16 protein-coding genes are annotated in these 21,918 nt (G+C 72.3%); 7 read left to right on the top strand and 9 right to left on the bottom strand.

Annotation, left to right across the window (positions count from 1 at the left end):
- Positions 1 to 65 precede the first annotated feature (65 nt).
- Both ACFWXQ_RS16035 and ACFWXQ_RS16030 read left to right on the top strand, forming a co-directional pair.
- Entirely contained in the window at positions 66 to 1,643 is a 1,578-nt protein-coding gene (locus tag ACFWXQ_RS16035; protein ID WP_383943330.1) for an APC family permease, read from the top strand.
- A 52-nt stretch (positions 1,644 to 1,695) separates the two neighbouring features.
- Positions 1,696 to 3,246, top strand: a complete 1,551-nt coding sequence (locus ACFWXQ_RS16030; RefSeq protein WP_383943327.1) for a GMC family oxidoreductase — start codon at positions 1,696 to 1,698, stop codon at positions 3,244 to 3,246.
- A 72-nt stretch (positions 3,247 to 3,318) separates the two neighbouring features.
- On the opposite strand, the gene ACFWXQ_RS16025 is transcribed toward ACFWXQ_RS16030, so the two are convergent.
- From ACFWXQ_RS16025 to ACFWXQ_RS16010, 4 genes are all read right to left on the bottom strand, one after another.
- The gene (locus tag ACFWXQ_RS16025; protein WP_386268355.1) at positions 3,319 to 8,109 is read right to left on the bottom strand and encodes a hypothetical protein; all 4,791 of its coding nucleotides are present in this window, start codon (positions 8,107 to 8,109) and stop codon (positions 3,319 to 3,321) included.
- 134 nt (positions 8,110 to 8,243) lie between these two features.
- Positions 8,244 to 9,125: a hypothetical protein gene (locus tag ACFWXQ_RS16020; protein ID WP_383943321.1), complete on the bottom strand. Its 882-nt coding sequence runs from the start codon at positions 9,123 to 9,125 to the stop codon at positions 8,244 to 8,246.
- Positions 9,126 to 9,279: 154 nt separating this feature from the next.
- Positions 9,280 to 10,806: a hypothetical protein gene (locus ACFWXQ_RS16015; protein ID WP_383943319.1), complete on the bottom strand. Its 1,527-nt coding sequence runs from the start codon at positions 10,804 to 10,806 to the stop codon at positions 9,280 to 9,282.
- Positions 10,807 to 10,928: 122 nt separating this feature from the next.
- Positions 10,929 to 11,624, bottom strand: a complete 696-nt coding sequence (locus ACFWXQ_RS16010; RefSeq protein ID WP_383943316.1) for a GntR family transcriptional regulator — start codon at positions 11,622 to 11,624, stop codon at positions 10,929 to 10,931.
- A gap of 197 nt (positions 11,625 to 11,821) precedes the next feature.
- Here ACFWXQ_RS16010 and ACFWXQ_RS16005 point away from each other — a divergent pair, with 197 nt between their 5' ends.
- The 5 genes from ACFWXQ_RS16005 to ACFWXQ_RS15985 are packed head-to-tail and all read left to right on the top strand — an operon-like array spanning position 11,822 to position 16,223.
- A complete protein-coding gene (locus ACFWXQ_RS16005) occupies positions 11,822 to 13,141 on the top strand; it encodes an MFS transporter (protein WP_360064794.1) in 1,320 nt (439 codons plus the stop codon).
- Entirely contained in the window at positions 13,138 to 13,959 is an 822-nt protein-coding gene (locus ACFWXQ_RS16000; RefSeq protein WP_383943312.1) for a putative hydro-lyase, read from the top strand. Before ACFWXQ_RS16005 ends, ACFWXQ_RS16000 begins: the two co-directional genes overlap by 4 nt.
- Before the next feature lie 19 nt (positions 13,960 to 13,978).
- Positions 13,979 to 14,737, top strand: coding sequence for a LamB/YcsF family protein (locus ACFWXQ_RS15995; protein ID WP_383943309.1), 759 nt, complete (start codon positions 13,979 to 13,981; stop codon positions 14,735 to 14,737).
- Complete coding sequence (gene pxpB, locus ACFWXQ_RS15990) at positions 14,734 to 15,348, top strand: 5-oxoprolinase subunit PxpB (protein WP_383943307.1); 615 nt, start codon at positions 14,734 to 14,736, stop codon at positions 15,346 to 15,348. The genes ACFWXQ_RS15995 and pxpB overlap by 4 nt, the downstream gene beginning before the upstream one ends.
- Positions 15,348 to 16,223: a biotin-dependent carboxyltransferase family protein gene (locus ACFWXQ_RS15985; protein WP_383943305.1), complete on the top strand. Its 876-nt coding sequence runs from the start codon at positions 15,348 to 15,350 to the stop codon at positions 16,221 to 16,223. The genes pxpB and ACFWXQ_RS15985 overlap by 1 nt, the downstream gene beginning before the upstream one ends.
- Positions 16,224 to 16,305: 82 nt before the next feature.
- Here ACFWXQ_RS15985 and ACFWXQ_RS15980 read toward each other — a convergent pair whose 3' ends face one another.
- From ACFWXQ_RS15980 to ACFWXQ_RS15960, 5 genes are all read right to left on the bottom strand, one after another.
- Positions 16,306 to 17,163: an SGNH/GDSL hydrolase family protein gene (locus ACFWXQ_RS15980; RefSeq protein ID WP_383943302.1), complete on the bottom strand. Its 858-nt coding sequence runs from the start codon at positions 17,161 to 17,163 to the stop codon at positions 16,306 to 16,308.
- Positions 17,160 to 18,353 (bottom strand): glycosyltransferase, encoded by a 1,194-nt coding sequence (locus ACFWXQ_RS15975; RefSeq protein ID WP_383943299.1) that lies wholly within the window; start codon positions 18,351 to 18,353, stop codon positions 17,160 to 17,162. The genes ACFWXQ_RS15980 and ACFWXQ_RS15975 overlap by 4 nt, the downstream gene beginning before the upstream one ends.
- A complete protein-coding gene (locus tag ACFWXQ_RS15970; protein WP_383943296.1) occupies positions 18,350 to 19,474 on the bottom strand; it encodes a glycosyltransferase family 4 protein in 1,125 nt (374 codons plus the stop codon). Before ACFWXQ_RS15970 ends, ACFWXQ_RS15975 begins: the two co-directional genes overlap by 4 nt.
- A 200-nt stretch (positions 19,475 to 19,674) precedes the next feature.
- Entirely contained in the window at positions 19,675 to 21,093 is a 1,419-nt protein-coding gene (locus tag ACFWXQ_RS15965) for a HEAT repeat domain-containing protein (protein ID WP_383943294.1), read from the bottom strand.
- 301 nt (positions 21,094 to 21,394) lie between these two features.
- On the bottom strand, positions 21,395 to 21,787 hold the full coding sequence (locus ACFWXQ_RS15960) for an ankyrin repeat domain-containing protein (RefSeq protein ID WP_143635256.1): 393 nt from the start codon (positions 21,785 to 21,787) through the stop codon (positions 21,395 to 21,397).
- Between the last annotated feature and the right edge of the window lie 131 nt (positions 21,788 to 21,918).

Below are 21,918 nucleotides of genomic sequence, written 5' to 3'. Positions count from 1 at the left end.
ACGACCCCGCACGAGCCGCACTCCCCTCCCGCCCGGGAGAACTCCCCCTTCCCAGGAGGCGCCTCATGACCACCACCGCTCAACCACCTGAGAGACACAGTAACGACGACTCCGAGCTCAACGAGTTCGGCTACAAGCCGGAACTGAAGCGCACGCTCGGCAACTTCCACACCTTCGCCGCCGGTATCAGCTACATCTCCATCCTCACCGGCACCTTCCAGCTCTTCTATTTCGGTTACGGCAGCGGCGGGCCCGCCTACTGGTGGTCCTGGCCCATGGTCTTCGTCGGCCAGTTCATGGTCGCGCTCTGCTTCGCCGAGCTCGCGGCCCGCTATCCGGTGGCCGGCTCCGTCTACAACTGGTCCAAGAAGGTGGGCAACCCGCACATAGGCTGGCTGGCGGGCTGGACGATGCTGATCGCCTCGATCGTGTCGATCGCGGCCGTGGCCCTTGCGTATCAGTTGACGCTTCCTCAGATCTCTTCCACGTTCCAGTTCGTGGGCGACGGCACCGGCAAGTACGACGTCGCCACCAACGCCGTGCTGCTGGCCTCCGTACTCATCATCTTCACCACGCTGGTCAACGCCCTCGGCGTGAAGTTGATGGCCCGGATCAACACGGCGGGCGTCTTCATCGAGCTGATCGCCACCGTCGTACTGATCGTGCTGTTCGCCGTGAACATCACCCGTGGGCCGGGGGTCGTGCTGGAGACGAACGGCACGGGAGCGGGCCAGCCCGGCGGCTACCTCGGCGCGTTCCTGATCGCGTCACTGGCGTCCGCGTACGTGATGTACGGCTTCGACACGGCCGCCTCGCTCGGCGAGGAGTCCCTCGACCCGTCGCGCAACGCGCCGCGCGCGATCCTCCGTGCCATCGTCGCCTCGTTCATCCTCGGCGGGCTCATCCTGCTGCTCGCGCTGATGAGCGTGTCCAGCCTGAAGGGCGACAAGCTGTCCACGGACGGTCTGCAGTACGTCGTCCTCAACGTGCTCGGCGAGGACGCGGGCAAGGCCATGCTGTGGTGCGTGTTCATCGCGGTCACCGTGTGCGCCCTGGCCGTGCACACGGCGGCGATCCGGCTGGCCTTCGCGATGTCCCGCGACAACAACCTGCCCGCCTCCTCCAAGCTGGCCAAGGTCCACCCGCGCTTCCAGACCCCGATCCTGCCCGCGGTGATCATCGGCATCCTGGCGCTGGCGATCCTGGTGGTCAACATCCGCCAGCCGCAGATCTTCACCGTGGTCACCAGTATCGGCATCATCCTGATCTACCTCGCGTATCTGCTGGTCACCGGGCCCATGCTGGTGGCCAGGCTGCGCGGCAAGTGGCAGCCCGCGGGCGACGGCAAGTTCTCGCTCGGCCGCTGGGGACTGCCCGTCAACATCGTCGCCGTGGTGTGGGGCACGGCCATGATGATCAACCTGATCTGGCCGCGCGCCGCCGTCTACAACGCGGCGGCCCCCTACCACTGGTATCTGCGCTGGGGTGCCGTCCTGTTCGTCGGCATCGTGATGGGCGGCGGCTTCGCCTACTACTGGTTCGTACAGCGGCACCGCACCGGAGTGCTCGCCGAGCACCAGTACAAGTCCCCCGACACACCTCTTCCACCGTCCTCGCCCGCGGCCACCCCGACGGCCGACTGAGCGCCCGATCCGAAGGCAGAACGTCGCAAGGACTCAAGGAGGTCAACTCCCCATGAACGAAGACGAGTTCGACTACGTCGTGGTCGGCGGAGGCACAGCGGGCAATGTGGTCGCGGCCCGGCTCTCCGAGGACCCGTCCGTCACGGTGTGCGTCCTGGAGGCGGGGCCCAGCGACGTCGGCGACGACGACGTCATGAAGCTGGAACGCTGGATGGGACTCCTTGAGTCCGGCTACGACTGGGACTACCCGGTCGAGCCGCAGGCCAGCGGCAACAGCTTCATGCGCCACGCCCGCGCCCGCGTGCTCGGCGGCTGTTCCTCGCACAACTCCTGTATCGCCTTCTGGGCACCGGCCGAGGACCTGGACGGCTGGGCGGCCGCGGGCTGTACGGGCTGGAGCGCGGCCGAGCTCTTCCCGCTCTACCAGCGGCTGGAGAACAACGACGCTCCGGGCGAGCACCACGGCCGCTCCGGCCCGGTGAAGCTGCGCCAGCTGAAGAGCGACGACCCTTGTGGCACCGCCCTGTTGGAGGCCTGCGCCCAGGCGGGCATCCCGACGACCCCGTTCAACACGGGCAAGACGGTCGTGCGCGGGGCCAACTGGTTCCAGATCAACTCCGACGAGAACAACATCCGCCAGTCCTCGTCGGTCGCGTATCTGCACCCGATCCTCGGCAAGCGTCCGAACCTGGACGTACGGACCGGGGTGCGGGCCAAGAAGCTCGTGCTCGACGGGCGGCGCTGCGTGGGCGCCGAGTACCTGGACCCGGACCTGATCCACACCCGGACGGTACGGGCCAGGCGCGAGGTGATCGTGTCGTGCGGCTCGATCGACAGCGCGAAACTGCTGATGCTGTCGGGCATCGGGCCCGCCGGGCATCTGCGCGAGGTGGGTGTCGAGGTGGTGGTGGACGCGGCCGGCGTGGGCGAGAACCTTCAGGACCACCCCGAGGGCGTCATCATGTGGGACGCCAAGCAGCCCATGACGACCACCTCCAGCCAGTGGTGGGAGGCGGGCATCTTCTACGACACCGAGCCCGGCCTTGACCGGCCGGACCTGATGTTCCACTACGGGTCCGTGCCGTTCGACATGAACACGGCCCGGTGGGGCTATCCGACCTCCGAGAACGCGTTCTGTCTCACGCCGAACGTGACGAGCGCGAAGTCGCGCGGCACGGTGCGGCTGCGGACCCGCGACTTCCGGGACAAGCCCAAGGTCGATCCGCGGTACTTCACGCACGAGCACGACGCGCGCGTGATGACGTTCGGGCTGAAGCTGGCCCGGCGTATCGCGGAGCAGCCCGCGCTGAGCGGGTGGGCCGGGGCCGAGCTGGCCCCCGGGCCGGATGTCCGGACGGACGACGAGCTGCTCGACTACATCCACAAGACGCACAACACGGTCTATCACCCTTCCTGCACGGTGAAGATGGGCGCGGATGACGACGCCTCGGCGCCGCTCGACGCTCGGCTGCGGGTCAAGGGGGTTGAGGCGCTGCGGGTCGCTGACGGGTCCGTGATGCCGGATCTTGTCACGGTGAATCCGTGCATCACGACGATGATGATCGGCGAAAAATGCGCGGACCTGTTGAAGGAGGACGCGTAGGACGTGCCCCTTCAGGGGCGCGGGGAACTGCGCGACCAGCCACGGCGGGCCCGCAGTTCCCCACTGCCGTCCCTACGGAACACTCGGCGCCGGGCGCTTGTACATGCGGGTTGCCGTGATCTCCGTGTGCACCGCCTCCCCGGCGGGAGCCTCACGCGGGAGGCCCGGCCGGAGGTGTTCCTCCACGCTGATGTACTTCAGCCCGGCGCGGAGGTCCGCGTCGTTGCGGAGGCGGATGACCAGGGGGAACTCGGCGAGCGCGGTCGTGTCGAACAGGCCTGTGGTGTAGAGGAGTTGGACACCGAGGGCGTCCGACACGGCCCGCTGGAGCTCCAGCAGGTACGTGGCGTTGGCGCGCCCGATGGGGTTGTCGAGGAACAGCGTGCCGGCATGCCGGTGCTTGTCGCTGCGGCCCCGGTCGTTGGAGCGCAGGGCCGCCATCGTGCAGTACAGCGCGATCGCGGCGGTGAGCAGCTGGCCGCCGGAGAACACGTCGCCCATCTGTCCGACCGGTACGCGCTCGGCGCGCAGGACGGCGTCGGGCTTGAGGATCTCGACGGCGACGCCCTTGGGCCGGAGTGCCGCGCCGACGCCTCTGAGCAGCAGGGACATTCCGTCGCGGCGCATGTCGGAGTTCTTCTTGACGGCCGCGCGGGTCGCCTCGTCGACGACTTCGCCGAGCCGCTCGGCGAGCGTGGCCTGGTCGGGCTCCTCGAAGCGGATGCGGAGGAACTCCTGCCCGGACCACTCGCCGAGCCCCTCGGGGAGGCGGGACAGCCGCTGGGCCGACCGCAGCGTGGCGAGCGCGGACTCCACGAGCCCGCGCAACCGGTCGACGATCGAGTCGCGGTTGCGCTCCAGCTGCTCCAACTCGTCGGTGAGGACCCGGAGTCGGGGCGCGAAGGCGTCCGCCCACTTCTGTGCGTGCTCGGGCAGGGAGGACGCCGGCAGCTCACGGATCTGCTGGCGCGCGGGCGTGCGCACCTGCTCGTAGCGCGTCGAGTTGGCGTGCCGGACAAGTACGTCGCTCGCCTCGCGCACCGAGGTCTCGGCGGCGGAGAGGTCGGCCGCGCAGCCGCGCAGGGAACGGCGGGACTCGGCGGCGGAGTGCCGGGCCTCTTCGAGGGTGCCCGGGTAGGGCTCGGGCTCCTCGTGCTCCTCGTCCGCGTGCTCCCTGAGGAGGTCCCGGAGCAGGGCGGCCGTCTCGTCGAAGCCGCCCGCCGCGTCCTCGGCGGCGCGGTGGGCGTCGAGCAGTTCGGCGTGGGCCGCGCGCGCCTGGCTCAACGCCTCGGTGCGGGAGGCGAGTTCACCGGTGGCGGTGCGCAGCAGGCTCTGTGCGTGCTCGGCGTCGCGCGGGACCAAGTCCTCAGGCAGTTCGGTGTGTGCCTCGCCGTCCTCGGGCGCGTGCCGCTCGGCCTCGCCCCGCAGCCGCCCGAGCATCTCGCTCGCGGTCGACATACGCGTCTCCAGCAGCTGGACCAGTTCCTCGGCGCGGGCCGCGGCGGCCTGCCGGGAGGGTCCGTCGGAGCCGTCGGTCGACTCCAGGAGCTGCGCGGCGCGCGTACGGACCTTGTTGCTCAGCCGCTCCAACTCGGCGAGCGCCGCGCTCTCGTCGCTCTCCGCGCGGGACTGCTCGGCCCGCAGGTCGGCGCCGACGCCGACCTGTTCGTAGAGCTGGGAGGCGGCGCGGTAGGCCTCGCGCAGGGCGGGCAGCGACGACTTCGCGGCGGCCGGGTCGGCCTCCGGTACGTCGTCGGGGGCGCCCGCGATCTCCGCGCGCTCGCCGCGCAGGGCGCGGGCCGTGCGGCGGGCGTCGTCTGCGGCGCGCTGAGCGCCGCGCCGGTCCTCGTCGGCGGCGCGGGCGCGCTCCAGGCAGGACTGGGCGCGGGCCTCCGACTCGGCGGCGTCGTCGGCGAGTTCGCGCAGCTTGACCTGCCAGCCGGCCCGCTCGCGCAGCCGGAAGGCCAGTCCGGCAAGTGCGTCGGCGGCACGCCGGGCCCGCTGCGCGGCCTCCTGCCGCTCGTCCCGTACGAGGGCCGCCTCGGCCGCCGATTCGTCGGCCTCGGCCCGGACCGTACGCGCCTCGGACAGCTCGGCCTCGGACTCCTCGGCGAACGCGCGCGCGTCGTGGGCCGCCGTGGCGAGCTCGGCGAGCCGCCCCGCCGGACACCCCGTGCGCCAGGAGGCGAGCCGTGCGGCCAGCTCCCGGTCCTTGGCGAGCCGGGCCGCCAACTCCCGGATCTCCTCGTCCCGTTCGGCCGCGCGCGTCCGCAGCGTCTGCCGCTCCTCGTCGGCGGCGTGCTCGTCGTGCATGGCCGGGTTCGGCGGTACGAGGAAGACGTCTCCGTCGCCCGTGTCGGGGGCCGGGGTCGGGGCGAGCAGCGCGGCGGCCGTGCCGACGGCCACGGCGGAGCGCGGGAGGAGCGCGGCGTCGACGAGGGCTTCGCGGGCCCTCGCGTGGGTGTCGGGGTCCGTGATGACCACGCCGTCGACCAGCTCGGGCCGCGCGGCAAGCACGCGCGCGTGGTCGACGGGGTCGACGGCCTGCGCGAGATAGCGCCAGCCGGGGAGCGCGGGGATGCCGTGCTCGCCCAGGTACTCCACGGTGGCCAGCACGTCGGGTCCCGGCGGCAGCAGCCCGCCGTCACCGAGCGCGCCGAGGATCCGCGCGTCGTCGGCCGCGGCGGTCCGCAATTCGAAGAGCTGCCGCTCGGCGGAGGCGACCCCGTCGTCGAGGAGCTCCCGGAGCTCGTCGGCGTAGTGGTCCAACTCCTCGGCGGAGAAGGGCGATTCGTCGTGGTCGGCTTCGGTGTCCGGGCCGCCCCGTCCTCGACGGCTGCCCGCTGCGTCGGTGCCGGCGCCCGTCCCGGAAGCACGGCCCGACATGTTCCCGTGCTCGGCTGCGTCCGCTCGCGCGCCGTCACTCGCACGCGCGGCGCCCTCGGTGGAAGCCGTGCCCGCGCCCTGTCGCGGCTGGGGCAACCCGCCGCGCCCGGAGCCCTCCGAACCGCCGGAGGCGCCCGGCAGGCTCAGCAGTTCGGCCAGCCGCTCCTCCCCCGCCAGCGCCCGAGCGGTTCCCCTCTCGGCGTCGTAGGCGCGCTCGGCGGCCGTCGCCGCGTCGGCCGCGCGGGCCGCCGTCAGCTCGGCGCGGGACTCGGCGGACGCCGCCTCGCGGGAGTGCTCCGTCGTACGGCGGGACGCCTCGCGCGCGGTGTCCCACGCGGCGACGGCGGTCTTCTCGGCATCGCTGGCGGCGAGCGCGGCACGGGCCGGGTCGGCGTCGGGGGCGGTGTCGTCGAGCCACCCGGCGCGCACCGCCTCGGCGGTCTCCTGCTCGACCTCGCTGAGGCGCTGCCGCAGATGGCCGATCTCACTGCGGGCACGCTGTGCCTCGGTGGCGGCGGACGTCGAGTCCCGGTAGGCGGCCTCGCCGACCTCCTGGAGCGCGGCGGACCGCTCCTCCTCCTCGTTGGCGACCGTCTCGGCCCCCTCTGCCGCGGCGTGCAGGGCCCGTACGAGATCGGCGGCGGCCTTGGCACGGGCGGCGAGCGCGGGCGCGGCGTCCCGCTCGGCCTCGCGGATGGCGACGGCCACGCGCGCGGAGCGGTCGGCGGAGGCGCGGTGCCGCAGCACCAGCTCGGCGGCCTGCCACGCGGAGTGCAGCGTGCGCGCGTCGGCGAGCTCCCGCTTCTGCGCGGCCGCGCCCTTCTCGGCGCCGGCGAGGGCCAACGAAGCGTGCCGGTAGGCGAGTTGGGCGGAGATCAGCGCGCTGCGCTCGCGGGAGCCGTCGGCCTCGGTGACCCGGTGGGCGGCGGCGGTGACCTGTTGGGCGAGGTCGCCGGTGCGGCCCCGCTCCTGCCCGGCTCGCACGGAGAGCCGCCGCGCCAGCGTCCTCGTACGCCGCTCGGCGCCCGCGTGGATGTCCCGTGCGCGCGAACGCGTCGCAGTCGCCTCGACGATCCGCCCGAGCAGGTCCACGGACCCGGCGGTGAACTCGCGCTCGGCGATCAGCTCGGCCCGCCGCCCCAGCTTGTTGCCGAACCCGCCGACCAGGTCCGCGAGCCCGTCGGTGTCCCGGGTGTCGGTGACCGCGCGCAGCAGCAGATCGGTGAAGTCGGAGTCCTTCTTGACGGCGAAGAGACCGGCGGCCTCACCCTCGTCGGCGTTCATCTCGCGCTGGTAGCGGAAGAGTTCGGGGTCCAGGCCCAGGTCGCCGAGGTGTTCGATCCAGCGGTCGTGGATCTCCTCCCAGTGCACTTCGAGATGCGGGTACGCCTTGCCCGCCTCGGTGAGCGCGTCCCGGAAGCCCTTCATGGTGCGCCGACGCCCCTGCGCGCCCGAGGCTCCCTCGGCGGACGGCCGCACGGAAGTGGCCTCGGCGACCGGCAGATTGTCCAGGCTCAGCCCGGGCCCGGGCCGGAAGGAGTACCAGGCCTCCGCGAACTTCCGGGGATCGTTGGAGACCTGGCGCCCCCGCCACTCGCTGACCTTGCCGACCACGACGCACTCGCCGGTGAGCGTGTGCTGCCACTCCAGCGCCACGTGCCCGCAGTCGTCCGCGAGCAGGAACTTCCGCAGCACGCCGGAGCTGGCGCCGCCCAGCGTGTTCCGGTGGCCGGGCAGCATCACCGAGAAGATCAGCTTGAGCAGTACGGACTTGCCGCCGCCGTTCTCCAGGAAGAGCACACCGGCGGGCGCGGGGCGGCGCGGCGGCCCGACGGGCTCCTCCTCGAAGAACTCCGCCTGCGTGGGCGCGGGGTCGGGCACGGGCTCGCCGACACCCCGCAGGTCCAGCACGGTGTCGGCGTAGCGCGCACCGGCAGGCCCGATGGAGTAGAGGCGGACCCGGGACAGCTCGTACATGGCGGCGGACTCTCGTAGTCGTAAAGGGAGTAGGCGTAAAGGGAGTAGGCGTAAAGGAAGTTGAGGCGGTCGGTCAGAGGGGCGGGGCGGTGGGCCGGGGGCGGCGGGTCTCGGTCAATGGGCCGACCACCGGCTCATGAGTGGAACGGCAGTCCGGCATCGGCGGCCAGCTCCAGATCGTCGGTGTCCTCGGCGGGCAGCAGGCTGGCGGTGCCGTCGGTGACCGGCACGATGCCGAGCTCCAGCAGCTCGGCCATCGCGGCACTGCCCGCCATGTCCCGTACCTGGAGCTGGTAGCGGGCGGTCGTCCGGTACGTCCCACCGCCGTCGTCCCCGGTGCGCTGCAGGAACCCCGAGTCGGTGAGGAACGCCGCGGCCTTGCCGATGATGCCGGTGGTCGAACCGGCGAGTCTTCGGGCGTCCTTGGTGGCCCCGGTGGAGCTGCGCCGCGCCCAGATCCGCCAGGCCGCCTCAAGGCCCGGTGCGTCGGTCGCCGGGTCGGTGTTCTCCCCCTGCTCGTCGGCCCGCTCCTCCAGCCGTCGGCAGGCCTGCCGCACGAAGGCGTCGACACCGTTGACGGACACACGCCCGATGTACCCGTCGTCGGCGAGGTCCTCCGGGCGAGGGAACGCCATGGCGGCGACGGCGAGATGTGCGAGCCCGTGCAGGAACCGGTCTCCCGAGTCGGCCGACGTCCGCCGCGCGTAGTCGCCCATCCGCACGGCGAACACCGAGTCCTCGGCCGCGGTCACCGCCATCCCCGCCCGCGGGGACACCTCGAGCACCACAAGCCCGAGCCCCGTCGCCACGGCATCGGCCAGCCGCGCGAAGGCCGGATCCTCGCGGTACCTCCGCAACAGCTCGGCATACTCCTGGTCCCGCGCGGGCTGCAACTTCGGCTGCAACCCAAAGGCCACGAGGCGCGCACCATCGGCGGCGTCGGCGGGAGTGACGGCGGCGGTCGGCACCGGCACGGCCGTTACGTCCGGCTCCCCCCACTCAACGTGTTCCGTCACGGCTGGGACTCCTTGCTCTCAAAAAAGGGGCTGCTCCGAAAAGCGGGGCCGCCATCGGGCGCTCCTTCAGGGGCGCGGGGAACTGCGCGACAAGCCACGGACGGCCGGCAGGTCACAAGCAACCCGCAGTCCTCCGGAAAACCCAGCGAACCGCTCACGCCGCATCCTTCCGATCCGCAGCCATCCCCACCGCATCCAGCAGAGCCATCCCCACGATCAGATCGGCCCCACCGAACTCGGGGTCGTCCAGCTCGGTCCCGTCGTCCACGGCGAACAACAACTTCTCCTCACCCTGCCGATACGCCGTACCGACCGGCGGACTGGCCGCGTGCACGGCCAGCAGGGCGAGCAGATAAGGCAGTTCGGGGTCCCGGCGCCGCGCGTCGGCGAGGAGCCCGGACAGCCGGCGCGGCGCGTCGGCCGGCAGGTCGAGCAGTTCCATGGCGGCGGCGAGCTGCTCCTCGCTGAACCGGCTGTCGTCCGGCGTGGCGATCAGATCCGGCTCGGGCATCTCGGCACCGAGGTGCTCCCGCTCCATGGGCGGTGTCAGCAGAAGATCGACAAGGTCCCCGACCCGAACGGACGCGGGCGTCCGAAGCCCCGTCCCACGGGCGAAGAACGCGTCGGTCACCCGCCGCGCCCGCTCCACGGGCAACGGCAGTACGGGCGCGACGAGATGCCCGTACAGATCTATCCCCGACGTCGTCATCGGCGTCGCGAAGGCCTGCCGGTCCTGCTCGGCACGGAACAGCGGCCCGGCCTCCAGGAGCCGGGACTGGAGCTGCGTGTGCCGCCGGATGCAGTCCTTGACGATGTCGACCAGTTCGGCGGCCCGCCGCTTCTGCTCGGCGTCCTCCGACTCGTCCCGCGCCTTGCGGATGTTCGTGAGGATCGCGTTCTCGTGGCGATAGCGGTCGGCGACATGGTCGAGTGCCTCGGCGATCATGTCGGGCACGGCCTGCAGCCAGTCCACCGCGCGTACGTTGCGCCGGGTCGCGTCCAGGGCCCTGCGGAGCGTCTCGGAGTACTGCACGGTGCGGTAGCGGGCCTGCTCGGCGGCGAGCTGCGCGTCCGCGAGCCGGCCGCGGCTGATCAGCACCTCCAGCTTGACCTCGGCGGCGATCTGCGCACTGGTGACGTCTGTGTCGAGGGCGCCCACGAGAACGTTGACCGCCTCGTCCGTCGTACGGAGGTACACGCTCCCTCCGTAGCCGGGCACCTCCTCGATGAGCTTGAAGTCGTAGTCCCGGCGCACGTACGAACCGTCGGTCGCGAACGTGCCGTATACGGCCCGGAAGCCGCGGTCGACGCTGCCGACGTTGATGAGGTTCTCCAGGACCCAGCGTGCGACCCGCTCGTGCTCGGCGACTGGCCGGCGCGGGGCCTGGGCGGCGATGCGCGGGATGAGCCTGGCCACTATCTGGTCGTGGTCGGCGCCCGTGTCGAAGTCCATGTTCAGTGTGACGAGATCGATGGCGGCCAGGGCCACCTCCGCCATCCCGTACACCGAGTACTCACCAGCGAGGTTCGCCTTGCGTACGTCGAGGTCGTGCAGCGGCGCGGTGCAGGCGAGCGCGCGCAGCCGCCGCGCCAGTCCCTCGTCGGCGGCCGGGCCCGGGGCGGGGCGCGGCGCCGCGCTGAGCTGGGGCGGAACGCTGTCCGTCGATGCAGGCGAAGTCACGGTGCACAGACTAGGTCCTCGGTCTGACATCGACCGAAACGCTCCGCTGGGATCGCCGGGTTACCGCGGGTGGTTCGTTGTCCGCGGGTTGACTGCGGCTGGGCGCGCAGTTCCCCGCGCCCCTAAGGGGCGTCCTCCGCCACCCGGCGGCCGTAGACCTCCACGACCCTTTTGCGTGAATCGTCCAGGTATACGCCGAGCAGGCTCTCGGCCGCCTCTCGGTCGCCGTCCTGGAGGGCCCCCAGTATCTGGCCGTTGCGGGCGAGGTACGGCTCGTGCAGTCGGCGGGGGTCGTCCACGAGGTGGAAGGCGAGGCGGAGTTCGGCGAAGACGCTGCGCATCAGTTCGTCGGTGCGGGCGCTGCCGGCGAGCGCGACCAGCTCCCGGTGGAAGTGGATGTTGGCCGTACCCAGACCTTTCCAGTCACCTTCGCGGGACGCCCGTCGCCCGTCCGCGACGGCCGTGGCGAGGCCGTCCACCGCGTAGGGCGGTTCGCCGAGTCCGCGTACGACGGCGCATTCGACGAGGCTGCGGGTGCGGTAGATGTCCTCGACGTCCTCGACGGTGAGGACCCGCACGAAGACACCCCGGTTGAGCTGGTGGACCAGCAGCCGTTCGTGCGTGAGCAGCCGGAACGCCTCGCGCAGCGTGTTGCGCGAGACGCCGAGCGCGTTGCCGATGCTGTCCTCCGACAGCCGTGTGCCGGGCGGGAAGAACCCTTCGGCGATCCGGCTTCTGAGGATGTCCGAGACCCGCTCGGCGGTGCTGGTGCGACCCAGCAGCGCGCGGTCGTCCGCCAGTCCGTTCAGTTCGGCCACGCCCGAATTCAATCGCAGATACAAGAACGAAACAACATGGGTATTGAGGGATCGTTCAACGATCCTCTACCTTGCTAGTCAGGCACCGGCCGCTCGTACCGGAGCCGACGGCCTCCGCACGCCACAACTCGCACCACCGCTGCTCCCGTACGGCTCAGTCCTCAAGCACCCTCCCGTCCCTCATCTGCGAGGTGCCCATGAGCACGACCCCTCCACCGCAGGCCCTGAACACCGAGACGCGCCCCGGAGCGGGTGAACCCACCGCCGACGAGGGCGCGTTCGCCTGGCTGCGGGCCCTGGGTCCGCGCGGCCGCCGCGCCTTCGGCGGCGCGTTCGGCGGCTATGCGCTGGACTCGTACGACTACTTCACGCTGCCGCTGAGCATGGTGGCGCTGTCCGCGTACTTCGGCCTCAACAGCGGCCAGACCGGGCTGTTCACGACCGTCACGCTGGTCGTGTCCGCGATCGGCGGCGCGGCCGCGGGTGTGATCGCGGACCGGATCGGGCGCGTCAAGGCGCTGATGATCACCGTCATCACGTACGCGGTCTTCACCGTGGCCTGCGGCTTCGCGCCCAACTACGAGACCCTGCTGGTCTTCCGCGCCCTCCAGGGGCTCGGTTTCGGCGGTGAGTGGGCGGTCGGCGCGATCCTGGTCGCCGAGTACGCGAGCCCCAAGCACCGGGGGCGCACGCTCGGCGCGATCCAGAGTTCCTGGGCCGTGGGCTGGGGACTCGCCGTGCTGGTCTACACACTGGTCTTCCAGTACCTGGACGACGACCTCGCCTGGCGCGTGATGTTCTGGACCGGCGCGCTGCCGGCTCTGCTCGTCGTCTGGGTACGGCGCAATGTGAAGGACGCGCCGGAGGCGGACCAACGCCGCAAGGAGAGCCCCGAGAAGGGCTCGTTCGCCACGATCTTCAAGCCGGGCACGGCCGCCGCGCCCGGACTGCTGAAGACGACGATCTTCGCGGTCCTGCTCTCCACAGGCGTCCAGGGCGGGTACTACACGCTGGCCACCTGGGTCCCGACCTACCTCAAGACGGACCGCGGACTGTCCGTCGTCGGCACCGGCGGCTACCTCACGTTCCTGATCTCCGGGGCCTTCATCGGCTATCTGACCGGCGGTTATCTCACCGACAAGCTGGGCCGCAAGCGCAACATCCTGCTCTTCGCGATCCTCTCGGCGGTCTGCATCCTGGCCTACGCGAACATCCCGAGCGGCGCCAACACCCTTGTCCTTGTGCTCGGTTTCCCGCTCGGCTTCTGCATGTCGGCGATCTTCAGCGGCTTCGGCTCGTTCCTCAGCGAGCTGTACCCGACCGCGGTGCGCGGCACGGGACAGGGCTTCACGTACAACACCGGCCGTGCCGTGGGCGCGGTCTTCCCGACGGTGGTCGGCTTCCTGGCCGACAGCTGGGGTGTCGGGGGCGCGCTGGTCTTCGGCGCGATCGGATACGGTCTCGCGGCGCTGGCCCTGATCGGTCTGCCCGAGACCCGTGGGAAGGAGCTCCTGTGAACCGTACGCAGCACCGCCCCCTGAACCTTCTCGACGACCACGCGCACGCGTGGAGCCCGGCAGAGGCACGCTCCCGGTTCCGTTCGGGCGTGTCGGGTTCCACCGCGGGCTGCTCGGCGGGCCACACCCAGGCGAACCTGATCTCGGTGCCGGCCGACTGGGCGTACGACATGCTGCTGTTCTGCCAGCGCAATCCGAAGCCCTGCCCGGTGCTCGACGTCACCGACGCCGGTTCCTGGACGACCGTCCTGGCCTCCGACGCCGATCTGCGGACCGACCTTCCGGGCTACCGGGTGTGGGAGCACGGCGAGTTGACCGAGGAGCCGACGGACGTGCTGGCCCACTGGCGCGACGACCTCGTGTCGTTCCTGATCGGGTGCAGTTTCACCTTCGAGTCGGCGCTGTCCGAGGCGGGGGTGCCGATGCGCCACATCGAGCAGGGGCGCAACGTCTCCATGTACGTGACCAGTCGCCCGTGCCGTCCCGCGGGGCGGCTGCACGGCCCCATGGTGGTGTCGATGCGTCCGGTGCCGCCCGAGCACCTGCCCGCGGCGATCCGGGAGACCAGCCTGCTGCCCGCGGTGCACGGCAGCCCGGTGTACTGCGGTGATCCGGGCGGCCTCGGCATCGAGGACCTCGCCCGCCCCGACTTCGGCGATCCGGTGGAGGCCGAGCCGGACGACATCCCGGTGTTCTGGGCCTGCGGTGTGACGCCGCAGGCCGCGGTGATGGCCTCGCGCCCGCCGTTCGCGATCACTCACGCGCCGGGCCAGATGTTCATCACCGACGCCCGCGACGAGCAGTACCGCGTCGCCTGACCGGGAGGAACAGCACTCCATGAGCACCATCGATCTGAACGCCGACCTCGGTGAGGGCTTCGGCCGCTGGCGCCTGACCGACGACGAACAGCTGCTGTCCGTCGTCACCAGCGCCAACGTGGCCTGCGGCTTCCACGCCGGGGACGCGGCCACCATGCGTCGGGTGTGCGACCTGGCGGCCGAGCGCGGCGTACGGATCGGCGCCCAGGTCTCCTACCGGGACCTGGCGGGCTTCGGGCGACGCGCGATGGACGTGCCGTCCGACGAGCTGACGGCCGAAGTGGCCTACCAGATCGGTGCTCTGGAGGTCTTCGCACGCGCGGCGGGCGCACGCGTGGCGTACGTCAAACCGCACGGCGCGCTCTACAACCGCGTCGTGCACGACGCGGAGCAGGCCGAGGCGGTCGCGGCAGGGGTGCTCCTTGCCGATCCCGCGCTGCCGGTGCTCGGCCTGCCCGACTCGCGGTTCCTCGTCGTTGCTGCCGCGGTGGGCCTGCCGGTCGTCACGGAGGCGTTCGCAGACCGCGCGTACACCGATGCGGGCACACTCATGCCACGCCGCTTGAAGGGTGCGGTGATCACCGATCCCGGCGCCGTCGTGGAACGCTCGGTGACCCTCGCCCGTTCTGGTGTCGTGACGTCCCACTCCGGGCGTGACATCCCGGTTCGCGCCCGCTCCTTGTGCCTGCACGGCGACACCCCCGGCGCGGTGGACCTGGCCCGCCTGGTCCGTGCACGTCTTGAGGAGTCGGGCATCCGCGTGGAGGCGTTCGCATGAGGGCACTGCCGGTCGGCGACCGTGCGCTGCTCGTCGAGGTGTCCACGGACGAGGAGGCACAGGCCCTGCACGCCGATCTGCTCCGCCGCCGCGCGGAGGGTTCGCTCTCCGTCCGGGAGATCGTGCCCGCGGCCCGTACGGTCCTTCTGGACGGCCTCGACGATCCCGCCGGGCTGGCCGCCCGGCTGGCCACGTCGAAGCCGCCGCCCGCGCCCGCGCGCGCACAGGAGGCGGTCGAGATACCCGTCCGCTACGACGGCCCGGATCTCGCGGCCGTCGCCGGCCACTGGGACGTGTCCCCGCAGGAGGTCGCGCGGATCCACGCGGCGGCCGAATTCCGGGTCGCCTTCTGCGGGTTCGCCCCGGGCTTCGGCTATCTGACCGGGCTCCCGGCCCGCTACGGCGTGCCCCGGCACGCGACACCCCGTACGACTGTCCCGGCGGGTTCCGTCGGCCTCGCGGGTCCGTACACGGGCGTGTACCCGCGCTCGTCGCCTGGCGGCTGGCAGCTGATCGGGACTACGGACGCGGTCCTGTGGGACCATGCGCGCGTGCCCGCCGCCCTGTTGTCGCCCGGCACGCCGGTCCGCTTCGTCCCGGTGACGTCCTGATGACGGACCGCGCGCTCGCCGTCGTACGGGCCGGGGCGCTGACCACCGTGCAGGACCAGGGGCGCCCGGGCCACGCACACCTGGGCGTGCCGCGCTCCGGAGCGCTCGACGCGCCCGCGGCCGCCCTGGTCAACCGGCTCGTCGGCAATCCGCCCGGGGCGGCCCTCCTGGAGACCACGCTCAACGGCTGCGACGTACGCCCGCGTTCGACCGTCACCGTCGCCGTGGGAGGTGCCCCGTGCCCGGTCACCGTGGACGGGCGCCCGGCCGCCTGGGGAGCACCGGTGCGCGTGCCCGCCGGGGCACTGCTGTCCGTGGGAACGGCGGTCTCCGGAGTACGCAGTTATGTGGGCGTGTCGGGCGGAGTGGCCGTCGAACCGGTGCTCGGCAGCCGGTCGACGGACCTGCTGTCGGGCCTGGGCCCGCCGCCCCTCGCGGACGGAACGGTGCTCCCCCTGGGGACGCCGATGACCCCCCACGCGCGCGTGGACGTCGTCCCGCAGCCGCGGCCCCCCACCGAACTCGTCCTGCGGGTCACACTCGGACCACGCGACGACTGGTTCACGACCGCCGCGATCCGCACTCTCACCACGCACACCTACCGGGTCTCCTCGGCGAGCAACCGCATCGGCCTGCGCACGGAGGGCCCCGCCCTGGAGCGGGCACTACCGGGCGAACTGCCCAGCGAGGGAATGGTGTTGGGCGCCATCCAGGTCCCCCCGGACGGCCGCCCCGTGGTCTTCCTCGCCGACCACCCGACCACCGGCGGCTACCCGGTGATAGCAGTCGTCCGCCCCACCGACCTCCCCGCCACGGCCCAGGCGACCCCGGGCACCCCGGTGCGCTTCGTACAGGTAGGCACTCGGACGCGCTGAGCCGCGCCCCTCAGGGGCGCGGGGAACTGCGCGACAAGCCACAACGAACCCGCACCCAAAAGAAGGCCCAACCCGCGGAGCCCTACGCTGCGTCCGGCTGCTCCCCCGACACCGACAGCGCCGCCAACGCCGCCGCCACCGCATGAGACGCACTGAGATCGAGCCGCGCACTGGTCCCCCGCGCCCGATGACGGACCTCCGACGCGGCCAGGGTGAGGAGTTGGGGCAACAGATCGGTGCAGCGCCGAGCCACCCACCCCGTCCCGGCGGTGGCCAGCCACCACAGGCTGGCCGACCGCGTGGGCTCGGGGAACTCGGGCTCGGCGGAAGGCGCGACCCCGGTCGCGGTGCCCGCCTCGGCGAGCAGCGCGTGGAAGTGGAGCGCGAGCTGCCGGTGCCCCCGCTCCCCCGGGTGCAGCCGGTCCGAGCTCCACATGGCCCGCTCGGTGACCCAGTCGCCCTCCGCGGCATGCAGATGCACCGCTCCGTACCGCTCGGACAGCGCGTGCACGACCGCGTTCACGGCCCGCTGACGCCGAGCGAGCGGGCGGGCCAGCGCCCCGGGCAGTCCCAACATCGCGCCGGGGTCGGGCAGACAGGCGGTGAGCAGGGTCGCGCCCTGCCCGGTGAACGCGGCGTACACCTCGTCGAGCCGTTCGGCCACGGCGTGGATGTCGAAGGTGCACCGCAGGGTGTCGTTGACGCCGATGACGACCGAGGCGATGTCCGGCCGCTCGGCCAGCGCGGCCGGGGTCTGGCGTTCCAGGACGTCACGCGTCTGGGCGCCGCTGACCGCGAGGTTGACGAACTCCACGGGCGCGTCGGCCGGTGCGAGCCCGGCGGCGAGCAGCGCGGCCCAGCCGCGCCACTCCTCGCCCACGGGATCGCCCACCCCTTCGGTGAGGGAGTCACCGAGCGCCACGAACCGCAGGGGTCTCATACGACGCCCTCCCGGGCCCGTTCCACGGTGGGGGCCGCCGTAGGCGCCTCGGGCCGCCCCAAGAGGACCTCGGTGTCATGGGCGGTGAGGAACGCCTCGACGGCGGCCGGCCATCCGAAACAGGCCGCACGCGCGCGTGCGGCCTCCCGCCGCTCGCTCTCCGGGCGGTCCAGGATCATCCGTATCTCGTCCGCGAAGGCCTCTCCGTTGTCCGCGGCGGTGGCTCCGGCGGAGCCGACGACCTCCGAGAGCGCGGAGGAGGCGCTGGCGACGACGGGCGTGCCGCAGGCCATCGCCTCCAGGGCGGCGAGTCCGAAGGTCTCGGCGGGCCCGGGGGCGAGGCACACGTCCGCGGAGGCCTGGAGAGCGCTCAGGAGCGCGCGGTCGCCGACGTGTCCGAGGAAGGTGACCGGCAGCCGCCGTTCGCGCGCCCGCTGTTCGAGGCGGGCCCGCAGCGGCCCGTCACCGGCCACGACGAGCACCGCGCGCCGCCCGCGACGCAGCATCGCCTCCAGGGCTTCGAGCGCGGTGCCGGGCCGCTTCTCGACGGACAGCCGGGAGCACATCACGAGCAGGACCTGGTCCTCGCGCGCGTGCCGTGCCCTCAGCCCCGGGTCTCGCAGCGCGGGGTGCCGGCCCTCCAGGTCGACGCCCAGCGGGGCGCGTACGACATTGCGGGCTCCGATCCGGACGAACTCGCGCTCCGCGAACTCCGTGGTGCACACGATCCGTGAATAGTGGTGGGCGGTGCGGATGTTGAGGGCGTCGGAGGTCCTGCGGGCCATGCCCTCGGAGAAGCCCCAGGTGCGCAGTACGCCGTCGGCGGTCTCGTGGGAGACCATCACGGCGGGCACCCGGGCGCGCCGCGCCCAGACGCCGGTCCAGCGCAGCGTCGTACGGTCGGACACCTCGAGGCGGTCGGGCGCGAGTGCCTCCAGGAGGCCGGCGACACGCCGCTTGTCGGTGAGGACGCGGTAGCCGCCGGTGCCGGGCAGCAGCGGGCCCGGCAGCGTGATCACCCGCCCCTGTTCGGTCTCGCGGTCCGAGGCGCGCTCGCCGGGCACGATCAGTACGGGCTCGTGTCCGGCCGCCAGGTATCCGGTGCCCAGTTCGCGCAGCGCGGTCCGCAGGCCGCCCGAGGCGGGGGCGACGAAGTTGGCGAGCCGGACGATCCGCAGGGGCCTGCTCATGCCGCGATCACCGCCCGTCCGGCGAGCACATCGGTGTAGTGCCCGATGAGCTGGTCGCCGACGGCCGCCCAGGTGCGGCCCTCGACGGTCCGCCGCGCCTCGGCGCCGTACGCGGCCCGCAGTGCGGGATCGGCGGCGAGCGACCACACCGCGTCACGCACGGCGCCCTCGTCGCGCGGCGGGACGAGCAGTCCCGTACGCCCGTGCGCCACCAGGTCGAGCGGTCCTCCTGCGGCGGGGGCGACGACCGGGACGCCGCTCGCCATCGCCTCCTGGACGGTCTGGCAGAAGGTCTCGAAGGGTCCGGTGTGCACGAAGACGTCCAGCGAGGCGAAGATCCGGGCGAGTTCGTCGCCGGTACGACGGCCCAGGAAAACGGCGCCGGGCAGGGCCTGCGTCAGGCTCGGCTGACTGGGTCCGTCGCCGACGACGACCACCCGTACGCCGTCCAGACCGCAGGCTCCAGCGAGGAGTTCGACCTGCTTCTCGGGGGCGAGACGGCCGACGTAGCCGACGATCAGCTCGCCGTTCGGGGCGAGTTCACGGCGGAGTGTGTCGTCCCGGTGTTCCGGCCGGAAACGGACGGTGTCCACGCCGCGCTGCCACAGCCGTACCCGGGGCACACCGTGTGCCTCCAGGTCGTGCAGAGCCGGGGTGGACGGGGCGAGGGTGATGTCGGCGGCGGCGTGGACCGAGCGGATACGGCGCCAGGCGGCGGCTTCGCCCGCGTGCACGTAGGTACGGGCGTAGCCGGCGAGGTCGGTCTGGTAGACGGCCACGGCGGGGATGCCGAGCCGGGCGGCGGCCGTCATGCCACGGACGCCGAGGACGAAGGGGCTGGCCAGGTGGACGATGTCGGCGCGGTGTTCGGTGATCGCGGCGGCGACGCGTCGGCTGGGGAGGGCGACGCGAACCTGGGGGTAGCCGGGGAGCGGTAGGGAGGGGACTCGGACGACGGGGCACGGCGCGTGGGCGTCGGGCCCGTTCCCGGCAGCGGTGGCCGGGGCGACGACGATGGGAGCGTGACCGCGCTCGACGAGGTGTCGGGCGGTCTGGAGCGCGCAGTGGGCCACGCCGTTCACATCGGGGGGAAAGGATTCGGTCACGATGACGACACGCATACCCGTGTTGTCGTCGGGCCGGACGTGGACGCGTCAACGTGGATCTTTCCGAATGAGGAACGTCCCGTGAGCGTTGCGCTCCGCACGCCCCTGCATCACAAGCCGGTCACGCTCCGGCGTCCGGGCCCGTACCAACGGGATACGGGCCGACGACGGAACGCTCACACGCCGGTCTCACACCGCTGTCCCGCTCGGGTGCCTCACACGGCGGACGCGTCCGGTCCGATGCGGCTGCGTACCGCGGTCTGTACCTCGGCCTCCTCGGCCGGATCGGCGGCGAGCCGCCGGAGCTGGTCGACCACCCGGGCGTCACCGGTCTCGGCGTGCCGCGCGGCCACCTCGCGGGTGGTCTCCTCGCAGTCCCAGAGGCACTCGACGGCGAATCCGGCGGGGAACGAGGGATCGGTGGCGGCCAGCGCACGGGCCGCGCGCCCGCGCAGATGGGACGAGGCGGTCTCACGGTAGACATGCCGCAGTACGGGGGCCGCGTTGGCGATGCCCAGCCGTCCTGCGCCGTCGACGAGGGTCCACAGGGTCTGGGCGTCGGGCCCGTCGCCCCGGACGGCCTCGCGCAGGGCACCGAGGACCAGCTCCCGGTCCGCCGCGCCGCCCCGGCAGGCGAGAACGCGCCCGGCGGCCTCTCCGAGGGCGTCGGGCCGGTGGACCCAGCCGCGCGCCCGCTCGACGGCGGCGATGGACCGCATCCGTTCGAAGGCGTCCACGGCGGCCTCCACGACGAGCCGTGAGGCGGAGGCCTGGGCGGCCTCGATGAGATCGAGTACGTCGGGATCCTGGCTGTCGGCGAGATAGCGCAGGGCCGTGCAGCGCGCGCCGTCGTCCCCGGAGCGGGCGGCCTCGAGAATCTCGGGGCGGTCCTCGGGTCCGGCGACGGCCGTGAGGCATCGCGCGGCCGGCACATGGAGGGCCGCTCCGCGCTCGATGCCCTGCTGGGCCCACTCGAAGACGGCCCGCACGCTCCACCCCGGGCGGGGCCCGGACGGTCGCATCTGCCGTTGCCATCGGTCGAAGGAGCCTGATTCCTGGGCGCCGCGCACACGTGCGCCGATGGATTCGCGGGGATCGTCGGCCCACAGGCGCCAGGGCCGCGGTTCGAAGGAGTCCCGTACGACGACCGCCAGTTCGGCCTCGCCCTCGGGGTCCGCGGGGAACCGGGCGAGGACGGGGGCGGCGAGGGCGCGCAGTCCGGCGTCGTCGTCGCGCAGCGCCAGTTCGTCGAGGGCCCAGGCCCAGTTGGCGCCGCAGGCGGCGTACCGCCTGAGCAGTTCGAGCGCGTCCCGCCTGCCGTACGAGGCGAGGTGGCCGAGGACGGCCAGGGCGAGGCCCGTGCGTGACTCGTCCGTGTGGAGGACGTCGTCCGCGTCGAAGAGGTGTGCCTCGATCTCGTCGAGCTCGCCGCTCAGGTCGAGGAAGAGACGGGCGTAGTAGAGGGAGCGGTTCTCCACCTGCCAGTCGTGGCGGGGGTCGCGCAGCACACAGTGGTTCAGTGCCGCGAGCGCCTCGGCGCGCGGGGCGGTGAGCGCGTGCAGCGTGCCGTCGCCGCGGCCCCTCTGGAGCAGGCCGAGCAGCGTACCGCTGGGCGCTATGACCGGATCGAACATGGGAAACAGCCTCACATCAAGCGTCGACGCAACCGGGGATCCTGCTTTACCTGGCCGCGTGACAACACGTCGGGGCGCCCGCCGTTTCCTGCTTGCTGTAGACCATCTTCCTCTGCCTCTCGTCGGTGGCCCGTGCGGGCCGCATCACGGTCCGCGCGGTGCGGCAACACCTGCCCAGCCATCGCGTACGTGAATCACGACGTCATGATGACCCAGCGGTTCTCGCTGCCGCGACCGCATTTCCGGCGGCCCCGTACCGCCTCCCCCAAAATCGTTGTTTCGCCTGGTCAAGGCGGTTTGTTCAGTGCACGCCGAACAGTTCGAGCAATTCGGCCTTGGCGAACATCCGAGCCGTGTCGACGGCGGAGGGCGTGCCCGCGGAGGGGTCGGCGCCGGCGTCGAGGAGGACCCGGATCACGGCGTCCTCGCCCTTGAAGACGGCTCCGGCGAGCGGAGTCTGGCCCCGGTCGTTGATGCGGTCGGCCTCCGCGCCGCGCTCCAGGAGGGCGCTGACGGCGTCGGCGTGGCCGTGGTAGGCGGCCAGCATCACGAGCGAGTCGCCGCGGTCGTTGGTGAGATTGGCCGGAACACCCGCGTCCACATACGCCACGAGCGCCTCGGTCCGCCCCTGCCGGGCCAGATCGAAGATCTTGGTCGCCAGCTCCACGACCTCGGGGTCGGGGGCTTCACTCATCGGCGGGACCGCCTCTCACTGCGACAACACATGCGACAACGAACGGAACTGCGGGAACGTGCGGCCGTCAGCGGTGCGGCCGTACGAGTGAATCGCCAGCGTACTGGCTTCGCGGGCACATGACCGGGCCC

The organism is Streptomyces sp. NPDC058697 (assembly GCF_042715345.1).
In the GTDB taxonomy this organism is placed as follows: Bacteria; Actinomycetota; Actinomycetes; order Streptomycetales; family Streptomycetaceae; genus Streptomyces; species Streptomyces liliifuscus.
Note: the sequence above shows the minus strand (reverse complement) of the source record. Positions and strands in the feature narration are given on the sequence as shown.

Excerpts from the sequence above, each read along its gene's own strand:
- ACFWXQ_RS16035 (WP_383943330.1), top strand. The coding sequence starts at position 66 with ATGACCACCACCGCTCAACCACCTGAGAGACACAGTAACGACGACTCC.
- ACFWXQ_RS16030 (WP_383943327.1), top strand. The coding sequence starts at position 1,696 with ATGAACGAAGACGAGTTCGACTACGTCGTGGTCGGCGGAGGCACAGCG.
- ACFWXQ_RS16025 (WP_386268355.1), bottom strand. The coding sequence starts at position 8,109 with ATGTACGAGCTGTCCCGGGTCCGCCTCTACTCCATCGGGCCTGCCGGT.
- ACFWXQ_RS16005 (WP_360064794.1), top strand. The coding sequence starts at position 11,822 with ATGAGCACGACCCCTCCACCGCAGGCCCTGAACACCGAGACGCGCCCC.
- ACFWXQ_RS15995 (WP_383943309.1), top strand. The coding sequence starts at position 13,979 with ATGAGCACCATCGATCTGAACGCCGACCTCGGTGAGGGCTTCGGCCGC.
- pxpB (WP_383943307.1), top strand. The coding sequence starts at position 14,734 with ATGAGGGCACTGCCGGTCGGCGACCGTGCGCTGCTCGTCGAGGTGTCC.
- ACFWXQ_RS15985 (WP_383943305.1), top strand. The coding sequence starts at position 15,348 with ATGACGGACCGCGCGCTCGCCGTCGTACGGGCCGGGGCGCTGACCACC.
- ACFWXQ_RS15980 (WP_383943302.1), bottom strand. The coding sequence starts at position 17,163 with ATGAGACCCCTGCGGTTCGTGGCGCTCGGTGACTCCCTCACCGAAGGG.
- ACFWXQ_RS15975 (WP_383943299.1), bottom strand. The coding sequence starts at position 18,353 with ATGAGCAGGCCCCTGCGGATCGTCCGGCTCGCCAACTTCGTCGCCCCC.
- ACFWXQ_RS15970 (WP_383943296.1), bottom strand. The coding sequence starts at position 19,474 with ATGCGTGTCGTCATCGTGACCGAATCCTTTCCCCCCGATGTGAACGGC.
- ACFWXQ_RS15965 (WP_383943294.1), bottom strand. The coding sequence starts at position 21,093 with ATGTTCGATCCGGTCATAGCGCCCAGCGGTACGCTGCTCGGCCTGCTC.
- ACFWXQ_RS15960 (WP_143635256.1), bottom strand. The coding sequence starts at position 21,787 with ATGAGTGAAGCCCCCGACCCCGAGGTCGTGGAGCTGGCGACCAAGATC.